Here is a 16,829-nt window from a genome sequence, read left to right as displayed (position 1 = left end):
TCGCGCCTACAGGTGCTCACAGGCTTTTGTAGGAGCGAACTTGTTCGCGAATAGGCAGTTACATTCGATGTACTTTCTGCGTCTGCAATATCGTCTTCGCGAACAAGTTCGCTCCTACAGGTGCTCACAGGCTTTTGTAGGAGCGAACTTGTTCGCGAATGGGCAGTTACATTCGATGTAGGACTCACTGCCCCATCAGCGACTCCAGCCCACGCACCAGCGGCGTTGGCTCGTCGAGGGTGAAGTGTTCCAGCAGGCGCTGGTTGCTGGCGCGGGAATGTTTGATATCGCCCGAGCGCGGCGCCTGGTAGGTGACTTCCGGCTGTTTGCCGACAACCTGCGAAAGCGCAGCCAGCAGTTCGTTGAGCGACGTGGTCTTGTTCAGGCCGACGTTGATCGCACCTTCGATGGCGCTTTCCCGTGACAAGGCCTGCAGCAGCAGCTTGAGCAGATCCCCGACATAGTAGAAATCCCGCGTCTGCTCGCCGTCGCCAAACACGCTGATCGGCAGGCCTTTGCGGATACGCTCGGCAAAGATGCTGATCACGCCGGAGTACGGCGACGATGGGTCCTGGCGTGGCCCGAAAATGTTGAAGAAGCGAAAGATCACCGGTTCCAGGCCATGCTGGCGACGGTAGAAATCCAGGTAATACTCGCTGGCCAGCTTGTCCGAAGCGTAAGGGGTCAGCGGTGCCTTGGTGGTGTCCTCGGTGATCGCTTCGCCCTCACCGTTGTTGCCGTACACCGCCGCGCTTGATGCGAAGATCACGCGCTTGATGCCCGCTTCGCGCATGGCCTCGCAGACATTCAACGTGCCGATGAAGTTGCTCTGGTGGGTGCGCACCGGGTCGTCTACCGACGCCTGCACCGAAGCCACTGCCGCCAGGTGCACGACCGCTTTGCAGCCCTGCGCCGCGCGCTTGACCAGGTCGGCATCGGCCACGTCCCCTTCGATCAGCTCGACCCGCGGATTGTCGAGCGGCAAATTGCTGCGCTTGCCTGCCGAGAGGTTGTCGAGGATACGCACGGCCTGCCCGCTGGCAAGCAATGCGTCGGTCAGGTGCGAGCCGATGAAACCCGCACCTCCAGTGATCAGAACAGGAGCGTCAGACATGTCGATAATACCGATCCAGCAGGTTTGGCAGACCGGCCCGCCAGGCGCGAGGCTTGATGCCGAAGGTGTGGAGAATTTTCTTGCAGGCCAATACCGCGTGCTGCGGTTCTTCGGCTGCATCGGGACGCGCGGCATGAGCCTGCGCAGTGGGCGACTCGATGGCCAGCGCGTGCAGCAGACGCGCTTCGGTGAGCACTGCCTGCCCCAGCGCCAGCGGCGTGGTCGCCTCGTGTCCGGCGTAGTGGTAGGTGCCCCACAGCGGCGCTTCGCAGTCGAGTTGCTTGATGACCGAAATGATCACCCGCGCCGCATCATCGACCGGCGTCGGGTTGCCGCGACGATCATCGGCGAGCAGCAGTTCTCCGGGTTCTTTGGCACGCGAGAGGAAGCGGCCCAGCACGCCATCGGTGCTGTCATCCAACAGCCAGCCGAAACGCACCAGTACATGTTGCGGGCAGGTCGCGCGGACGCTCTGCTCGATACGCCACAGGGCCTGACCGCGCAGGCCCAGCGGTACAGGCTCGTCTTTTTCGCTGTAGGCCGTCGCGCGCGAACCATCGAACACACGATAGCTGGACGGCTGAACCAGCGTGATGTTGTGGTGCTGACAGAGTTCGGCAAGACGCTCGACAGAGCGCTCCTGATGGGTCAGGCGCGCTTCACTCACGGTCTCCGCCTGAAACCAGTCGAAGTAGTAAGCAAGGTTGATCAGGGCATCGGGACGGGTGTCATCAAGCAGTTGCGTAAGGCTCGCCACGTCCCAGCCGTCTTGCGGTGGACGTGGTGCGAGGAAACCAATGTCTTCCTCGGCACCCAGACGAATCAGCGCCTGCCCGAGGGCATTCCCGCCGCCCAACAGCATAAGGCGCATTCGCATAGAGTCAGCAGGCTCGGTATCAGGTAATCAAACGAACAATTGAAAAACGCCTGCAAACATAACACGTTGCCTGCCAACCCCCAACAGTTGCGCAGCCTGGCGGGTTGATGACGCCGCGACAAAGCGTTGCAGCGTCCTGACGTGCCGGTTGAGTTATTGAGCTGCCGGGCCCGGCGTGCTGTTGCCCTTGGATAGACCGGGCGGCGCAGGTACAGGTGCAGAAGGTGTCGCCGCAGCAGGATCCGAAGGCGCGGGTGGGCCTTCGGCTTCGACGCCAGCCTGCGGATTGTTGAAGCCCGGCCCCATGACCATCTGTGGATAAGTCTGCGCGAAACGCACATTCGGATTTTTATCCACAAGCCGCTTGAGACGCTCGTTGAAAGCGCGCCCTACCGCGTACTGCCCGCCCGAAGAGGTACGAAACTGCGCGGTCAGCACCATGCCGTTGAGGTCCATGCTATCGACGCCGAACACTTCCAGCGGCCCCTGAAGGTTGTGCTTGAGCAGAATGTCTTCACTGATCGACTGGCCGGTTTCGCGAATCAGCGCCAGCGCATCATCAATGTCGGAGTCGTAGGTGAAGCGCACCGAGAAGAACGCGTAAGCGAATTGCCGTGACTGGTTGGTGACCGCCTTGATCTGGCCGAACGGCACCGAGTGGACGAAGCCCTTGCCGTCGCGCAGGCGCACGGTACGGATGGTCAGGCTTTCAACCGTACCGGAATGGCCCGTGCTAAGCACCACCCAGTCGCCCACCGAAAAGGTGTCCTCGATGATGATGAACAGGCCGGTGATCACGTCCTGCACCAGTTGCTGCGAACCGAAACCGATGGCCAGACCGACCACCCCGGCACCCGCCAGCAGTGGTGCCACGTTGATGCCCAGGTTGGCCATGGTGGTGATCGCACAGATCACCACCAGAATGATTTTCACCGCATTGCGCAACAGCGGCAGAATGGTTTTGATCCGAGTGCTCGGCTGACGACCGCTGCGATGATTGACCGGCGGTTTGAGGGCTTCCTGAATGGCGGTGTCGAGTACCACCCACAACAGCCAGGTGACGACGAAGATAAGACCGATACTGCTCAACGAATCACTGATCACCCGGCCAAGGGTGTTGCGCTGGGCAAACTCGAACATCGAGAAGCCCCAGATGCGGCCGAGTATCTCGATGAAGCCGATGGCCAGTGCGATACGCAACACCGCGTACACCAGGCTCAACAGGCGCGCCTTATACACGTGCCCGCCGCGCCCGAGGGTTTCCGTCGGTTTGAACAGGTGCTGGAACACGGTGCTGAGGAACACCGTGGCAATCAGCAGAATAGTGGTGAACAACGCGCAACGCAGCGCTTCCTGACTGTCCTCACCGGCGCCGATGAGGTTGATCGCCGAGACCAGAATCATCAGCAGGATCGGCAGGTGCCACAGCCTGGAGAATATCTTCAACGACTGTTGCAGCGCGGGCCGTTGCAGGCGACTGCTCAATGAGCGGTTACGGATCAGGTGGGCCACCGGACGACGCACCTTGATGATCAACATGCAAAACACTACCGAGGCGAACAGCCCGGTAAACACCGCAACACTGGTGGTGACGTTACTGCCGAGCTGACGGGCGATCTGCGGACTGGTCAACGCATCGCTCAGCGCCGCCAGAAAGCCGACCACGAACAGTGGCCTTGGTGCGTAGCGGCGAATCATGTGCACGGCGGCACGCTTGTGCCCGAAGTTGAACATCACGATCACGCAGAGCAGCACCGAAGTCGAAACGATGCCGCTGCTGGTTGCATACGCGAAACACAGCGCCAGCGCACGGCCTACCGAAGACGGCATGAAGTGGCTGACGTAAAGGGTCAACGGCAGGCAGACGATGGCTGGCAGGGTAAACGGCAACACGTACTTGAGCAGCGCCTGACTGCGCGCGCGCACCCGCATGAACGGTGTACGGCACAAGCGTACAGCCAGAAAACGACCCAGCGTGGTCAGAACCGCAAACGATGCGATCCATACAAAAGACAGGGCGAGGAAGTCCCCGGCGACACTCCATGGAGAACGTGTAGTGCGTTTGTTGACCAGCTTTTCGAGCTCATCGGCGGCGCGGTCGGCGCGCAGTTGCCAGACGTCGAACAGGTTGTCGTCCAGATTGAGCTTTTCCTGGACGTCATCGATGCTGGTACTGATGGCGCCGAGCAATCCGCCCTGCACCAGCAGCTCGGGAGCCTCGGCGGCAGGCTCTGCGCCATCGGCCGGTTTCGCATCGGTCTGGTCCTTGTCCGCTGCCTTGTCATCCGCCTTCGCAGCGGGTTTGTCAGCAGCCTTGGAGTCGGCTTTGGGGTCAGCCTTTTCAGCCGCCTTGTCGTCTGCCGGCACCGCCGCGCCCATCGGTAATGCAGGTACATCGGCCGCCTGGAGATTGAAACTGCCTGCGAATAGCAGCAGACCCGAAAGGATCAAGATTTTCAGCTGAGACGCCACGCAGTTCTCTCCTTCAATGGGCAAGTCAAACCATGGACAGGGCAAGGCAAGCCTCGACCCCAATGAACTGATTCCCGTATGCGCGGCAAGTTCGGTTTCGGCAGGGAAATACGATGAGTCAATGTTTCAGAAAAATCGCGCCAGGGCAGTACGCTCAGTCTTCTCGACTGAACTATGCAAAACGCTCACTGCCGGACTTATCGGGGGCTGCCGAAGGTGTACAGCCGTTTGCGCACCACGGCGTTCGCCCTGTAAACCCGACATCGAGAACCCGACATCGAGAGGAATCTGCATGAGCACGTTCAACACCAAAGATGGCACCGAGATCTATTACAAGGATTGGGGCACGGGCAAACCGGTCCTGTTCAGCCACGGCTGGCCGCTGGATGCGGACATGTGGGAATACCAGATGCAATACCTGAGCAGCCGGGGCTATCGCACCATCGCCTTCGACCGCCGCGGGTTCGGTCGTTCCGATCAGCCGTGGACCGGCTATGACTATGACACCTTCGCTGACGACATCGCCGAACTGATCGAACACCTCGATCTGCGCGAGGTGACGCTGGTGGGCTTCTCCATGGGCGGCGGCGACGTCACCCGCTACATCGCCAAATATGGCAGCGAGCGGGTGGCCAAACTGGCGTTGCTGGGCTCGGTTACGCCGTTTTTCCTCAAGACCGGTGACAACCCGGAAGGCGTCGATCAGTCGGTATTCGATGGCATCACGGCAGGCCTGCTCAAGGACCGTGCTCAATTCATCAGCGACTTTGCCAGCACGTTCTACGGCATCAACCACGGCCAGAAAGTCTCCGAAGGCGTACAGACGCAGACACTGAACATTGCGCTGCTCGCTTCACTCAAGGGCACGCTGGATTGCGTAACAGCGTTCTCCGCAACCGACTTCCGCCCGGACATGGCAAAAATCGATGTGCCGACCCTGGTGATTCATGGTGACGACGATCAGGTGGTGCCGTTCGAAGCCTCGGGCAAACGGGCTGCCGCGATGATCAAGGGTGCCGAACTGAAGGTCTACCCAGGCGCACCGCACGGGTTTGCAGTGACCCATGCAGAGACGCTCAACAAAGACCTGCTGACGTTTGTGCAGGGCTGATCGTTTGTGTGACAGGGAGCCGATTGCCGGCTCCCTGCTGGAGGCGGATCAGTCGGCCTGTACGGTCAATTGATTCTGCTCGCCCAGCCCCGCGATCCCCAGACGTATGCGTTGCCCTGCACGCAGGAAGACAGGTTGTGGCTTCACGCCCTGCCCCACACCCGGTGGCGTCCCCGTCGAGATGACATCGCCTGGTTGCAGGCTCATGCACCGGCTCAGGTAGGCGATCAGTTGCGGCACGCTGAAAATCAACGTGCGCGTATTGCCATTCTGATAACGATGGCCATCCACTTCCAGCCACAGGTCGAGCGAGTGAGGGTCGGCAACTTCATCGCGGGTCACCAGCCACGGACCTAGCGGGCCGAAGGTATCGAAGCCTTTACCCTTGTCCCAGGTCCCGCCGCGCTCGAGCTGCCATTCGCGCTCGGACACATCGTTGATCACGCAATACCCGGCCACATGCTCCATGGCATCGGCTTCGTCGATGTAGCGCCCGCCCTTGCCGATGATCACGCCCAGCTCGACCTCCCAGTCAGTCTTGAGCGACCCACGGGGGATCTGGACATCATCATTGGGGCCGCAAATTGCGCTGGTCCATTTGTTGAAGATGATCGGCTCCTTCGGCACTTCCATCTGCGACTCGGCTGCGTGGTCGGCGTAGTTCAAGCCTATGCAGATGAACTTGCCGACCTGCCCGACACACGGCCCGATGCGTGGCTGGCCCGGAACCAGAGGCAGGCTCTCGGGATCCAGCGCAGCCAGGCTTGCAAGACCTGCAGGGCTCAGCACATCGCCAGCGATATCCTTGACGTGTGCGGACAGGTCACGGATCTGGTTGGCAGCATCAAGCACGCCTGGCTTCTCCAGACCCTTCTCACCGTAACGTAGCAATTTCATCGAATTCTCCCGTTTCTGTCCAAGGTGTGAACCGCGGATCAAGAGGGTGACGCCCTGTTGCCCAGCCTGCGCGGCGATACGTTTTCGTATAAGTCCGAACCTGACAAGTCTGGACAGATAGCATTGCAGCCGATGCCTCGCCTAATGAAATTTACGAACAATTGCGCGGCAAGCCGGTTCACGTTTAACCACAGAAACCAGGATCAAACAGCGGCGGTCATAATTAATACACACAACGAGTATTAATATCAGCTCCAGTTGAAACGAGCCTTTCGCCAACACGACGGGCTCGTATTCTTTCACGAGTGAGCTGAACTCATGTCAACGCTGATACTGTCCCGCCGATTACCGCCGCGTCAGCTACGCCACTGGCCAGATCAGCCCGTGGGTAACTGCAACGTTGCCCCATCGTCACTTGTCGTCCAGCACAGCGACAACACGCCACGCACATGGCCGCACGGCGCGTTGGCGATTGCACTGGCGATCGGGTTGCATGCCGCGCTGGCAGCGTGGCTGATGGCCGATCACCCGCAAGCGCCCGAGCCGACCCCGCCGATGCCGATCACCGTGCAGTGGGTGCCGCCGCCCGTTGCGCCGCCAGTTGCACAACCGACGCCGCCCGAGCCAACGCCTCAGCCAGCACCTGAGCCGCCTGCGCCAGCCCCCAAACCTGCGCCGCCTGAGCCCAAACCTGCCGAGCTACCCAAGCCCAAGGCGCAGCCCAGAACCGCGCCGAGCAAACCTGTCGCCAAGCCTGTTGCGCCGGCGCCTTCCGTCGCGGCGCCCACACCGGCGCCTGCTGCAGCGCCAGCGCCAAGACCTGCGCCAGCGGCGCCACAGACCACCACCGCGCCCATAGGCCGGGCCGGTTACCTGAACAATCCGCCGCCGGTCTACCCACCCGCCGCCGCGCGCCGCCATCAGGAAGGCACGACGATGCTGCGTGTGCATGTGCTGCCCAACGGACGTACCGACCAGGTGCAAGTGCTGCAAAGCAGCGGCGTCCCGGCGCTGGATGAAGCCGCGCAGGCCGCCGTCCGGCAATGGACCTTTATTCCCGCCAAACGCGGCGACACCCCGGTAGAAGGCTGGGTCAACGTCCCCATGGCTTTCAAACTCGCACCCTGAGGCTCACGTCATGAACACCGCTTACTCCGTACTCATTACTCAATCCTCAATGGCCCTGCTGGTGATTTTCTCGCTGGTGACCTGGGCACTACTGCTCGGCAAAACCTTCCAGCACTGGCGACTGACCCGGCAGAACCGACGCTACGCCACGCAGTTCTGGGCCGCCCGCGACCTGAAAAATGCGCTGCACCTGCCGCACAGTGAAGGCAGCCTGGCGCGCCTGACCGATGCCGGCGCGCAGGCCCTCGCCGCGCCCCACGACTCGCCGGACCTGGGCCACAGCTGGAGCCGCCAGGATTTACTCGAGCGCAGCCTGCGTCAACAGATCCACAAGGAACGTCGTCGCCTGGAAAGCGGCATGATCCTGCTGGCATCGATCGGCAGCACCGCGCCCTTCATCGGCCTGTTCGGTACGGTGTTCGGCATCATCCATGCGCTCAGCGCGATCAGCCAGGCCAAGTCGGCGAGCATTGCGGTGGTCGCCGGGCCGATTGGCGAAGCGCTGGTAGCGACCGGCGTCGGCATTGCCGTCGCGGTGCCTGCGGTGCTGGCCTACAACTTTTTCGGGCGGCGTCTGAAGCTGGTGATCGCGGACCTTGAGGAGTTCGCCGTGGACTTCCTCAACCTCTCGCAACGCAACGCCTTCCGGCTGCAGCCCGACCATCGCGACAAGACGGCCCCGAGCCTGAAAGGAGTGAGCTGACATGTCCTTCTCCACGTCCAATGATGACGATGCAATCAGCGACATCAACATCACGCCGTTGGTGGATGTGATGCTGGTACTGCTGGTGACCTTCATCGTCACCGCACCGCTGCTCAATAACGCCATACCGCTGGACCTGCCGCAGACCGTCGCCACCACCTCACTGGATCAGGCCGACCCGGTGGTGGTGAGTGTCGATGCCAGCGGCGGCGTGTTCATCGACAGCGAAGCTGTAGCGCTGGAGCAACTTCCGGAGGCGCTGCAAGCCCTGCACAGCAAAGACCCGGACGTCGCCGTCAGCCTGCGTGCCGATCAGGCGACGGGTTACGGCCGCGTGGCCCAGGTGCTGGCCGATGTGCAGAAAGCCGGCATCAGTCGCCTGTCGGTGATTACCGAAAGCCCCTGAAACAAAGACCTGTCGTTCACCACATGACCCGCCGCAAGCGCGGCGCCCTGACGCCTCCAGGAAAACCTTTCCATGAACAATCGATCGATACTGCGTGCACCTCGATTCCCGGTAACGCGCCTTGCGCTACTGGTTTCATTGAACTCACTGTGCCTGATCAGCCCGTTCATTCAGGCCGATGACGAGGTGCCCACCTCGGCAACGGTGCCCGCCAGCGACGACAGCGCCGCCATGACGCTGGGCACGGTGTCAGTGATTGGTCAGGGCGAGACCCGCCAGGTGCAGCGCGTGACGCAAAAGGATGTGAAGGCTTACTCGGCAGGCACCAGCCCGATGAAGGTTCTGCAACGCCTGCCGGGGGTCAACTTCCAGTCCGGTGACCCGCTGGGCCGTGAAGAAGGCAGCCAGCGCATCAGCCTGCGCGGCTTCGATATGCACCACCTGGGCTACACGCTGGACGGCGTCACCCTCGGCAACATGAGCTTTGGCAACTTCAACGGCCTGAGCATTACCCGCGCGATCATCGCGGAAAACATCGCCTCCAGCGAAGTGGCACCCGGCATCGGCTCACTGGGCACGGCATCCAACAGTGATCTGGGCGGCACCATCCAGTTCACCACTTCCAACCCCGATAAAGAATTCGGTGCGCGCCTGTCGCAAACCCTGGGCAGCTACGACACTTCGCGCACCTTCATGCGCGTCGACACCGGCGAATACAACGGACTTTCAGCGTACGTGTCGGGCGAAAAGTACGACGCCGACGCCTGGAAAGGCCACGACAACCCGCAAAAGTCCGACGCGCTGAACGCCAAGGTCAACTACAACTTCGGCGACAACCGGGTGAGCTTCTTCCACAGCACCTCGTCCCATGACGAAGCCAACCTGCCGAACCTGTCGAAGAGCATCATCCAGCGCTTGGGCTACAACTGGAGCTACTACACCCCGGACTGGACCCGCGCGGTCAATGCGGCCAACGGCATTTACAGCGGCGGGGTAACCAGCGCAAACGATGCGACCTACAACGCCAGCAGCCTGCGCGACGACGAACTGGACATCCTCAACGGCAACTTCTCGCTGACCGATGATCTGGTCCTGGACGCCACCGTCTATCACCACCATGACTCGGGCCGCGGCAACTCGTATTACCCGTTCGTCTACACCAGCGGCTCGACGACAGTGCCGAGCAATTCGATTCGCAGCACAAAATACGGCATCGATCGAACCGGTTTCCAGAGTTCGCTGACCTACTACCTGGGCCAGCATGAAATTCAGGGCGGGTTCTGGATTCAGTCCAACAAGAACGATATCTCGCGCTACCTGTTCGATACCACCAATGCGACGCCGCAGAACCACATCGTCAAAACCGATGGCCTGCCCTTGGCGGCCACCGTTCTGGACCAGAGTTACAACGACCTGACCCGGCAGTTCTACCTGCGCGACACCTACACATTGCTCGATGACCGCCTCAAACTTGAGTTCGGCGCGAAAAATACCGTGACCACCTCGACAGCCGAGGGCAAAGGTGGCGGTTATGCCAGTGGTTCGCTGCAAGCGCGGGACAGGTTTCTGCCGCAAGCAGGTGCGACCTACAAACTCGACGAGGACGACGAAGTCTTCACCTCTTACTCGGAAAACATGGCCGCATTCCCGAGTGGCGGTTACAGCCCGTTCTTCACGACGCAGAGCGCCGTCGATGCGCAGAACGGCTTCAAGGACCTGAAGCCGGAAACCTCGAAAACCGTGGAACTGGGCGTGCGCCGCAGCACCAGGCTGTATTCGGCCTCGGCGGCGATCTACAACACCAAATTCGATAACCGCCTGGTCGCCATCACCAATTGCACGGGCATCGTCATCTGCCAGAACGGCGTCGCCAACGTCGGTTCGGTCACCAGTCGAGGCCTGGAACTGTCGTTCGGCCTGACGCCCAATGAGAACTGGCGCTGGTCCAACTCCATGTCCTATAACCACAGCACTTACGACGATGACTACGCCAGCGGCGGCAACACCGTTCATGTAAAAGGCAAGACCGTCGTCGATACACCGAAACTGATGTATTCAAGCAACCTGGACTGGAATTGGGAACACTGGAACGCCGGCTTGCAAGGCAGCTACATCAGCAAGCGCTATTACACCTACACCAATGACTCCAGTGTCAACGGCTACTGGCTGGCGAACGCCAACCTCGGCTATGACTTCGGCAAACTCGGCGCCCTCAAGGACACCACGCTGTCGCTGAACATGGTCAACCTGTTCGACAAACGCTACATCTCCACGCTCAACACCGACGCCAGCGCAGCCACCGACCCGGCGGGCAACTTGCAGATTCTTCAAGTGGGCACACCGCGCAGCGCATTCGTAACACTGGGCGTGAAACTCTGATCGTTGCTGACTGAAGACGGGCGAAGGATCGCCCCACCCGCCACCTGCATTGAATGACGCTACGCGGTTTGCTGCTGGAGACAGGATCCTTTGGGAGCAAGCACGCTTCTGGAGACCGGCTCTGTGGGAGCGAGCTTGCTCGCGAAGGCAATCCGCCAGTCGCTGCATAATACGTGTCGGTTGCCAGCCCCACGGCGACGAACAGCGCACTGTGCTGCATACTTCCCCCCTCTCTAGCGCCTGACCTCCATGTGGACACCCCATGACACCCAACGCAGAACTCTATAACCCCTCCACCGAATATGCCGACAAACTGATCTCGCGCATTGGCCAAACCCCTTCGTGGATCGCCAAGCGCATCGGTGTGACCGACAAACGCATTCGCTACATCCTCGATGGCGAGCGGACCGTCAAGGGCGAGACCACGCCGATTCAGATGACCTATACCGAGCAGTTTGCGCTGGAGTGCCTTGTGGCAGAGGCTATAGCCCTGAGGATGTAGGCCCGCAGGCTATCAAGCATTGCCCTTGAATCTGAGGTTCCTGATAATCACGCCCCCAAATAACTCAGGCAAGGAAATGCAGTGAAAGGAAATCTACTGTTGGTTGCGGTGCTTGCACTGTTGATGCAAGGCTGTGGCGTGACCATGACGCGTTACGAGCCCAGCTTCGATAACGTCCAGAAGCTCAAGCAGACGCCTCCCCTTCTACCGATCCGTCAGGCCCAGGTCAGCGCCGCGGCAGGTCAGGATTCATTGCAGGTGCGGGGTAATCCTGTCACATCCCCTAGCGGCAGCATCACGCAACATATTCAGGATGCCCTGACGGGTGAACTGGACCGCGCAGGTCTCATCGACCCACAATCGCCGCGCCAGCTGAATGTGCTGGTTACCCATAATGAACTGACCGCTGGAATGGGTACCGGCACCGGCACAATCGCCGCGCGCTTCACCCTGCTTGACGGCGAGAAAGTTGAATATGACGCCACCAAGCAGGTCAGCAGTCAATGGAACAGCAGCTTTCTGGGTGCGGTCGCTATCCCCAATGCGGCAAACGCTTACAACCCGCTGGTGCGTGATTTGCTCAAGGCTTTATACAGCGACCCGTTGTTTACCCAGGCGCTGAACCACAAATAAAAAAAGAGCCCACATGGGCTCTTTTTTTGGGCGGTCAGTTCATTACGCCTGCGGAACACTAACATTCAGCATTGAATACTTCAGACTCTGGCTATCCACCAACTGCTTGAGCAGTGAATTGACTTGGCGCGTAAATGTATCGGTAACAGCCTTCTGCGGGGTATTGGCCATCATCGGCACAAACCAGATACCTATCCAGCTATTGATTGCATCATGGTTACCGACTGTTCTCAGCACCTTACCCTGAGAATCCTGCGCGTCCAGGCTCATGCTGTACTGATCGGTGGCCATCGAAGGAATAATAGTCAGGGTCAGGCCACTGACAAACGCCATTACCATTTGGCCACCGCTCGGCGGATGGTTATACACCTTGAGGTGCAGGCTGTAGTCGCCTGGCTGTTTCTTGAACTCATCAAGGGTCACTCGGCCAAACAGCCCTGAGTCAGTCAGCGCTTTTTGCAGTTGAGGCTTGAGTGCATCCCGAGCTTGCGGTACTTCTACTGCGCCGGCGGTACCGGGTGTGCCCTGGTAGAAATCGAAGGCAACAAACACGTTGGGTTTGTTCGTGTAGCTGGCCATGGAGGGCATGGTGACTGGCGCTACTTCATCCTTGGTAAAGCTGGCGCAACCGCTCAATACCAGCATTGCCGCAAGACCCAGCGTCTTCAAGCGTTTCATTTACGATTTCCTTAGTCAATAACAGAACGTCTGTCCGAATCCATTCAAGAATTGCGGCCTTACCGCTGCCTCATACGGCAGCGATAGAGGCCACTATTGTGCCACCAACTAAAGCTTCGTCAATAATCTTTAAACTGGCGCAGGCCTACAGGCGAATGATCCGGGAAATAATTGGCCACAGCCGCAAAGAATTTCATGCGCCGGATCGTCTCGCGCTATTTCATACCCCACGGCTTATTTTCGCGCTGCTCCTAGTAAGCGATGCAACAGAAGCCCAGTAGTTCTTGAACTAACTACCTGCGGACCTGGGATGGCTGTTGACGCTACCTTTAAAGCCAAACGGCGCCACCAGGCACAACGCAGGCGCCACCCTGCCTGAGCGGGCCCTGCACATGCGCGAATACCGTCAACGGTCAGGCAATGACCGCAATCGCGACCGGCAGCATCAGGTCACGGTGACTGACAGCGCACGTTCACAGCAAAAAATAAAGATTGAATCCTCACAAAAAATGTTATTTAAATAACACAAATAAAAGCCGTCGAGGCTTCCATCGGCGCTGGTGAGGTCAACATAACAATGAGCAAGATTGCAGTCATCGGCAGCAACATGGTCGACCTGATCACTTACATCGAACGCATGCCCGCCCAGGGCGAAACGCTCGAGGCACCGCGTTTTGCCATGGGGTGCGGCGGCAAGGGCGCCAATCAGGCCGCCGCTGCGGCGCTGCTGGGCGCCGACGTGCTGATGCTCAGCAAGGTCGGCGACGATGCGTTCGCCGATACCACCCTGGCCAATTTTCAGCGACTGGGCATTGATACGCGCTTCGTCGAACGGGTACCGGGCGTGTCGAGCGGCGTGGCTCCGATCTTCGTCCAGGAGAACTCCCATAACAGTATCCTTATCGTCAAAGGCGCCAATGCCCACCTGAGCCCGGCCGATATCGACCGCGCCGAGGCGCAACTGCGCGATTGCGCTTTGATTGTGCTGCAACTGGAAGTCGAGCTGGCGACCGTCTACCACGCCATCGCCTTCGCTCACCGGCACGCAATCCCGGTGCTGCTCAATCCGGCCCCAGCCTTGGCCGGCCTGAGCCGCGAGCACCTCGCGCAGCTGGATTTCCTGATCCCCAACGAGAGCGAGCTGGCACTGATCAGCGGCCAGCCGGTGACGTGCGCCGAGGAAGCGGCTCAGGCTGCACGCCAATTGGTCGCGCTGGGCGTACGCCACGTCATCGTCACCCTCGGCGAACAAGGGGCGCTTTACGTCGGCGCCGAAGGCGAGTGGCAGGTGCCAGGGGTCAAGGTTCAGGCGCGTGACACCACCGGTGCCGGTGACGCCTTCATTGGCTGCTTCGCCCGGCACTGGAGCCAGGACTGCAATATTCGCCAAGCCATGCATCAGGCGGTGGCCTACTCCGCCTGCTCGGTCACCGGCCTCGGCACGCAATCTTCTTACCCCGATGCGCCCACGTTTGCACGATTCCTCGATGCATCGGCCAACTGACACTCACCAGCATCTCGCGGAGAACAATAATGAATAAGCCTGCGCTGCAACAAACTCCGGACGGGTTCTACCTGAACCGCACGCCGTGGTTCGCCTTTCTCCTGCTCTGCAGCATCTTTGCCCTGTGGGCGGCGGCCGCGAGCATGAACGACGTGCTGATCGCGCACTTCAAGAAGGCCTTCCTGCTCAGCGACTTCCAGACCGCTTTCGTCCAGTCGGCGTTTTACCTGGGTTACTTCTTCGTCGCCATTCCGGCGGCACTGGTGGTGCGCCGCTTCAGCTACAAGACCACCATCCTCATCGGCCTGATGCTGTACCTGTTCGGCTGCGCCCTGTTCTTTCCGGCGGCGTCGACTGCCAAGTACGGCATGTTCCTGATGGCGCTGTTCGTCATCGCCGCCGGCCTGTCGTTTCTCGAGACCGCGTGCAACACCTACTCGACACTGATGGGGCCGCGGGAAACCGGCACGCGGCGCCTGAACATCTCGCAGACCTTCCACCCATTCGGCGCCATGACCGGGGTATACGTCGGCAGCTTCGTGATGTTCAAGGACACCGACGCCACGCGCGAACAGTTGACCCAGATGAGCGCCAGCGAGGCAGCAGCGCAGCAATTGCAAATGATCCAGTCGACCCTGCTGCCGTACAAATGGATGATCGCGGTACTCATATTGATGTTCATTCTGATCGCCATCACGCGCTTCCCCGCATGCAAGGGCAACGGCACCGTCAGCGAACCGCGGGCGAGCATCGGCCAGAGCCTCGGCCGCCTGCGGCGCAATCCGCGCTTTTGCTTCGGTGTGCTGGCGCAGTTCCTCTACGTCGGCGCGCAGGTCGGGGTATGGAGTTTCACTATTCGCCTGGCCATGCAAATGGGCGGCATGAACGAGCGCAGTGCCTCGTGGTTCCTGCTGACCACCTTTGCCGCCTATTTTATCGGCAAGATGATCGCCAATCTGCTGATGCGCAAAATGCACCCGGCCAAAGTCCTCGCGGTGTATGGCGTGCTGTGCATCGTGCTGCTGGCCTACACCATCCTGGCGCCGAACATCAGCGCGGTGTATGCCGCCGTGGGAGTCAGTGTGTTTCTCGGGCCTTGCTGGCCGACCATCTATGGTCTGACCATTGATGGGCTCGGCGAGGACACCGGTGTCGGCGGCTCGTTGCTGGTGATGAGCATCGTCGGCGGTGGCGTGATGCCGATCTTCCAGGGCCTGCTCAGCGACGCCAATGGCGGCAACATGCAGATTGCCTACAGCGTGCCGCTGCTGTGTTTCGTGGCCATCGTTATGTACGCAGTGTACTGCATGCGTCAGCCGCAACCGGTGCTGGGTGGCTCGGCCACGGCGGTGGCGCAATGAGTAACGAAGCGTGGCGCCTGCCGCTCTACCCACAGCTCTGGGACCAGGCCAGCCGGCTGCTGCTCGAATCAGCCAGTTTCAGCGTGCGTGCCTGGACCTACCCCAGCGGGGTCAAGGCGCTGTCACTGGAAAACAGCCGAGGCAAACTGGTGATCCTGCCCTGGCAGGGGCAGATGATCTGGTCGGCCGAATTCGACGGCGTTGATTTGACCATGCTCAATATGTTCACCCAGCCGCGGCCCAGTGCCAGCGTGATCGGCACCTACGGCTGTTTCATGTTTCACAGCGGCCTGCTGCGCAACGGTTGCCCGGGTCCCGAGGATGATCATGCGCTGCACGGCGAAATGCCCTGCGCGCCGATGGACGATGCCTGGCTGCAGGCAGGCGAAGACGAGCACGGCGCTTATCTGCGCCTCGGCGGTACCTACGAATACGTGCAGGGCTTCGGCGACCATTACCGGGCCAGCCCGAGCGTGACCCTGCGCCCGGCCAGCGGGCTGTTCGAGATCGGCATGCAGGTGGTCAATCTGGCCGGCAAGCCCATGGACCTGATGTACATGGCGCACATGAACTACGCCTACGTCGACGGCGCCCGCCTCACCCAGCCCCTGGGCTGCGAGCGCACACGGGTGCGCGCCAGCGTGCCGGCCCATGTGCGGCCGACGCCGACCTGGAGCGCCTATATCGCAGAACTGAGCCAGGACCCGACCCGCCTCAAGGTGCTCGACTCGCCCGCGCTGTATGACCCGGAGATCGTCTGCTTCTTCGATGACGTGCGCAGCGACGCTCAGGGACAGGCGCACTTCTTCCTTGATCACCCCGACGGCGCGGCGTTCTACACCCGCTACAGCCCCCGGCAATTTGAACATGCCGCGCGCTGGATCCTGCATAACACCGATCAGCAGGTGGCGGCCTTCATCTTGCCGGCCACCTGTGAACCGGAGGGCTACCGCGCCGAACTCGCCAAAGGCAACGTGCGCAGCCTGGCGCCCGGTGCCCGCGCCGGGTTCAGCGTGACCACCGGTTACCTCAACGCACCCGAACGCCGGGCGCTGCAACCGTGA

The 16,829-nt window shown here is 60.6% G+C and carries 15 protein-coding genes; 10 read left to right on the top strand and 5 right to left on the bottom strand.

Annotated features, from left to right (window positions below):
- Positions 1–184 precede the first annotated feature (184 nt).
- The 3 genes from QRN50_RS22530 to QRN50_RS22520 form a co-directional block, all read right to left on the bottom strand.
- Entirely contained in the window at positions 185–1,114 is a 930-nt protein-coding gene (locus QRN50_RS22530) for an NAD-dependent epimerase/dehydratase family protein (RefSeq protein WP_096127157.1), read from the bottom strand.
- Positions 1,107–1,991, bottom strand: a complete 885-nt coding sequence (locus QRN50_RS22525; protein ID WP_011269054.1) for a sugar nucleotide-binding protein — start codon at positions 1,989–1,991, stop codon at positions 1,107–1,109. Before QRN50_RS22525 ends, QRN50_RS22530 begins: the two co-directional genes overlap by 8 nt.
- Before the next feature lie 153 nt (positions 1,992–2,144).
- The gene (locus QRN50_RS22520; RefSeq protein ID WP_024661146.1) at positions 2,145–4,463 is read right to left on the bottom strand and encodes a mechanosensitive ion channel family protein; all 2,319 of its coding nucleotides are present in this window, start codon (positions 4,461–4,463) and stop codon (positions 2,145–2,147) included.
- A gap of 292 nt (positions 4,464–4,755) precedes the next feature.
- Between QRN50_RS22520 and QRN50_RS22515 the strand changes: the two genes are divergently transcribed.
- Positions 4,756–5,574, top strand: coding sequence for an alpha/beta fold hydrolase (locus tag QRN50_RS22515; RefSeq protein WP_011269056.1), 819 nt, complete (start codon positions 4,756–4,758; stop codon positions 5,572–5,574).
- Between the two features lie 48 nt (positions 5,575–5,622).
- Here the strand turns inward: QRN50_RS22515 and QRN50_RS22510 are convergent, their stop codons facing one another.
- Complete coding sequence (locus QRN50_RS22510; RefSeq protein WP_011269057.1) at positions 5,623–6,471, bottom strand: ureidoglycolate lyase; 849 nt, start codon at positions 6,469–6,471, stop codon at positions 5,623–5,625.
- Between the two features lie 318 nt (positions 6,472–6,789).
- Here QRN50_RS22510 and QRN50_RS22505 point away from each other — a divergent pair, with 318 nt between their 5' ends.
- The 6 genes from QRN50_RS22505 to QRN50_RS22480 all read left to right on the top strand — a co-directional run bounded on the left by QRN50_RS22505 (position 6,790) and on the right by QRN50_RS22480 (position 12,222).
- Positions 6,790–7,599, top strand: coding sequence for an energy transducer TonB (locus tag QRN50_RS22505; RefSeq protein WP_054091755.1), 810 nt, complete (start codon positions 6,790–6,792; stop codon positions 7,597–7,599).
- A 10-nt stretch (positions 7,600–7,609) separates the two neighbouring features.
- The gene (locus QRN50_RS22500) at positions 7,610–8,302 is read left to right on the top strand and encodes a MotA/TolQ/ExbB proton channel family protein (protein WP_096127158.1); all 693 of its coding nucleotides are present in this window, start codon (positions 7,610–7,612) and stop codon (positions 8,300–8,302) included.
- A gap of 1 nt (position 8,303) precedes the next feature.
- Positions 8,304–8,708 carry an ExbD/TolR family protein gene (locus QRN50_RS22495; RefSeq protein ID WP_010438282.1) on the top strand — a complete coding sequence of 135 codons (405 nt, stop codon included), beginning with the start codon at positions 8,304–8,306 and terminating at the stop codon, positions 8,706–8,708.
- 72 nt (positions 8,709–8,780) lie between these two features.
- Positions 8,781–11,087: a TonB-dependent receptor gene (locus QRN50_RS22490; protein WP_096127159.1), complete on the top strand. Its 2,307-nt coding sequence runs from the start codon at positions 8,781–8,783 to the stop codon at positions 11,085–11,087.
- Between the two features lie 262 nt (positions 11,088–11,349).
- The gene (locus QRN50_RS22485) at positions 11,350–11,589 is read left to right on the top strand and encodes a hypothetical protein (protein ID WP_003317071.1); all 240 of its coding nucleotides are present in this window, start codon (positions 11,350–11,352) and stop codon (positions 11,587–11,589) included.
- A gap of 81 nt (positions 11,590–11,670) precedes the next feature.
- Complete coding sequence (locus QRN50_RS22480; RefSeq protein ID WP_011269061.1) at positions 11,671–12,222, top strand: hypothetical protein; 552 nt, start codon at positions 11,671–11,673, stop codon at positions 12,220–12,222.
- A 42-nt stretch (positions 12,223–12,264) separates the two neighbouring features.
- On the opposite strand, the gene QRN50_RS22475 is transcribed toward QRN50_RS22480, so the two are convergent.
- On the bottom strand, positions 12,265–12,900 hold the full coding sequence (locus QRN50_RS22475) for a hypothetical protein (protein WP_024661149.1): 636 nt from the start codon (positions 12,898–12,900) through the stop codon (positions 12,265–12,267).
- 577 nt (positions 12,901–13,477) lie between these two features.
- Between QRN50_RS22475 and rbsK the strand changes: the two genes are divergently transcribed.
- Genes rbsK through QRN50_RS22460 form a run of 3 tightly spaced genes read left to right on the top strand, consistent with a single transcriptional unit; the run spans position 13,478 to position 16,829 of the window.
- Complete coding sequence (gene rbsK / locus QRN50_RS22470) at positions 13,478–14,404, top strand: ribokinase (RefSeq protein ID WP_096127160.1); 927 nt, start codon at positions 13,478–13,480, stop codon at positions 14,402–14,404.
- 29 nt (positions 14,405–14,433) lie between these two features.
- Complete coding sequence (gene fucP, locus QRN50_RS22465) at positions 14,434–15,765, top strand: L-fucose:H+ symporter permease (RefSeq protein WP_003400377.1); 1,332 nt, start codon at positions 14,434–14,436, stop codon at positions 15,763–15,765.
- Positions 15,762–16,829 carry an aldose 1-epimerase family protein gene (locus QRN50_RS22460; RefSeq protein ID WP_003400379.1) on the top strand — a complete coding sequence of 356 codons (1,068 nt, stop codon included), beginning with the start codon at positions 15,762–15,764 and terminating at the stop codon, positions 16,827–16,829. Before fucP ends, QRN50_RS22460 begins: the two co-directional genes overlap by 4 nt.

Origin of the sequence: Pseudomonas sp. MEJ108, from assembly GCF_030208985.1 — a bacterium.
GTDB classification, from domain to species: domain Bacteria; phylum Pseudomonadota; class Gammaproteobacteria; order Pseudomonadales; family Pseudomonadaceae; genus Aquipseudomonas; species Aquipseudomonas fragariae.
Note: the sequence above shows the minus strand (reverse complement) of the source record. Positions and strands in the feature narration are given on the sequence as shown.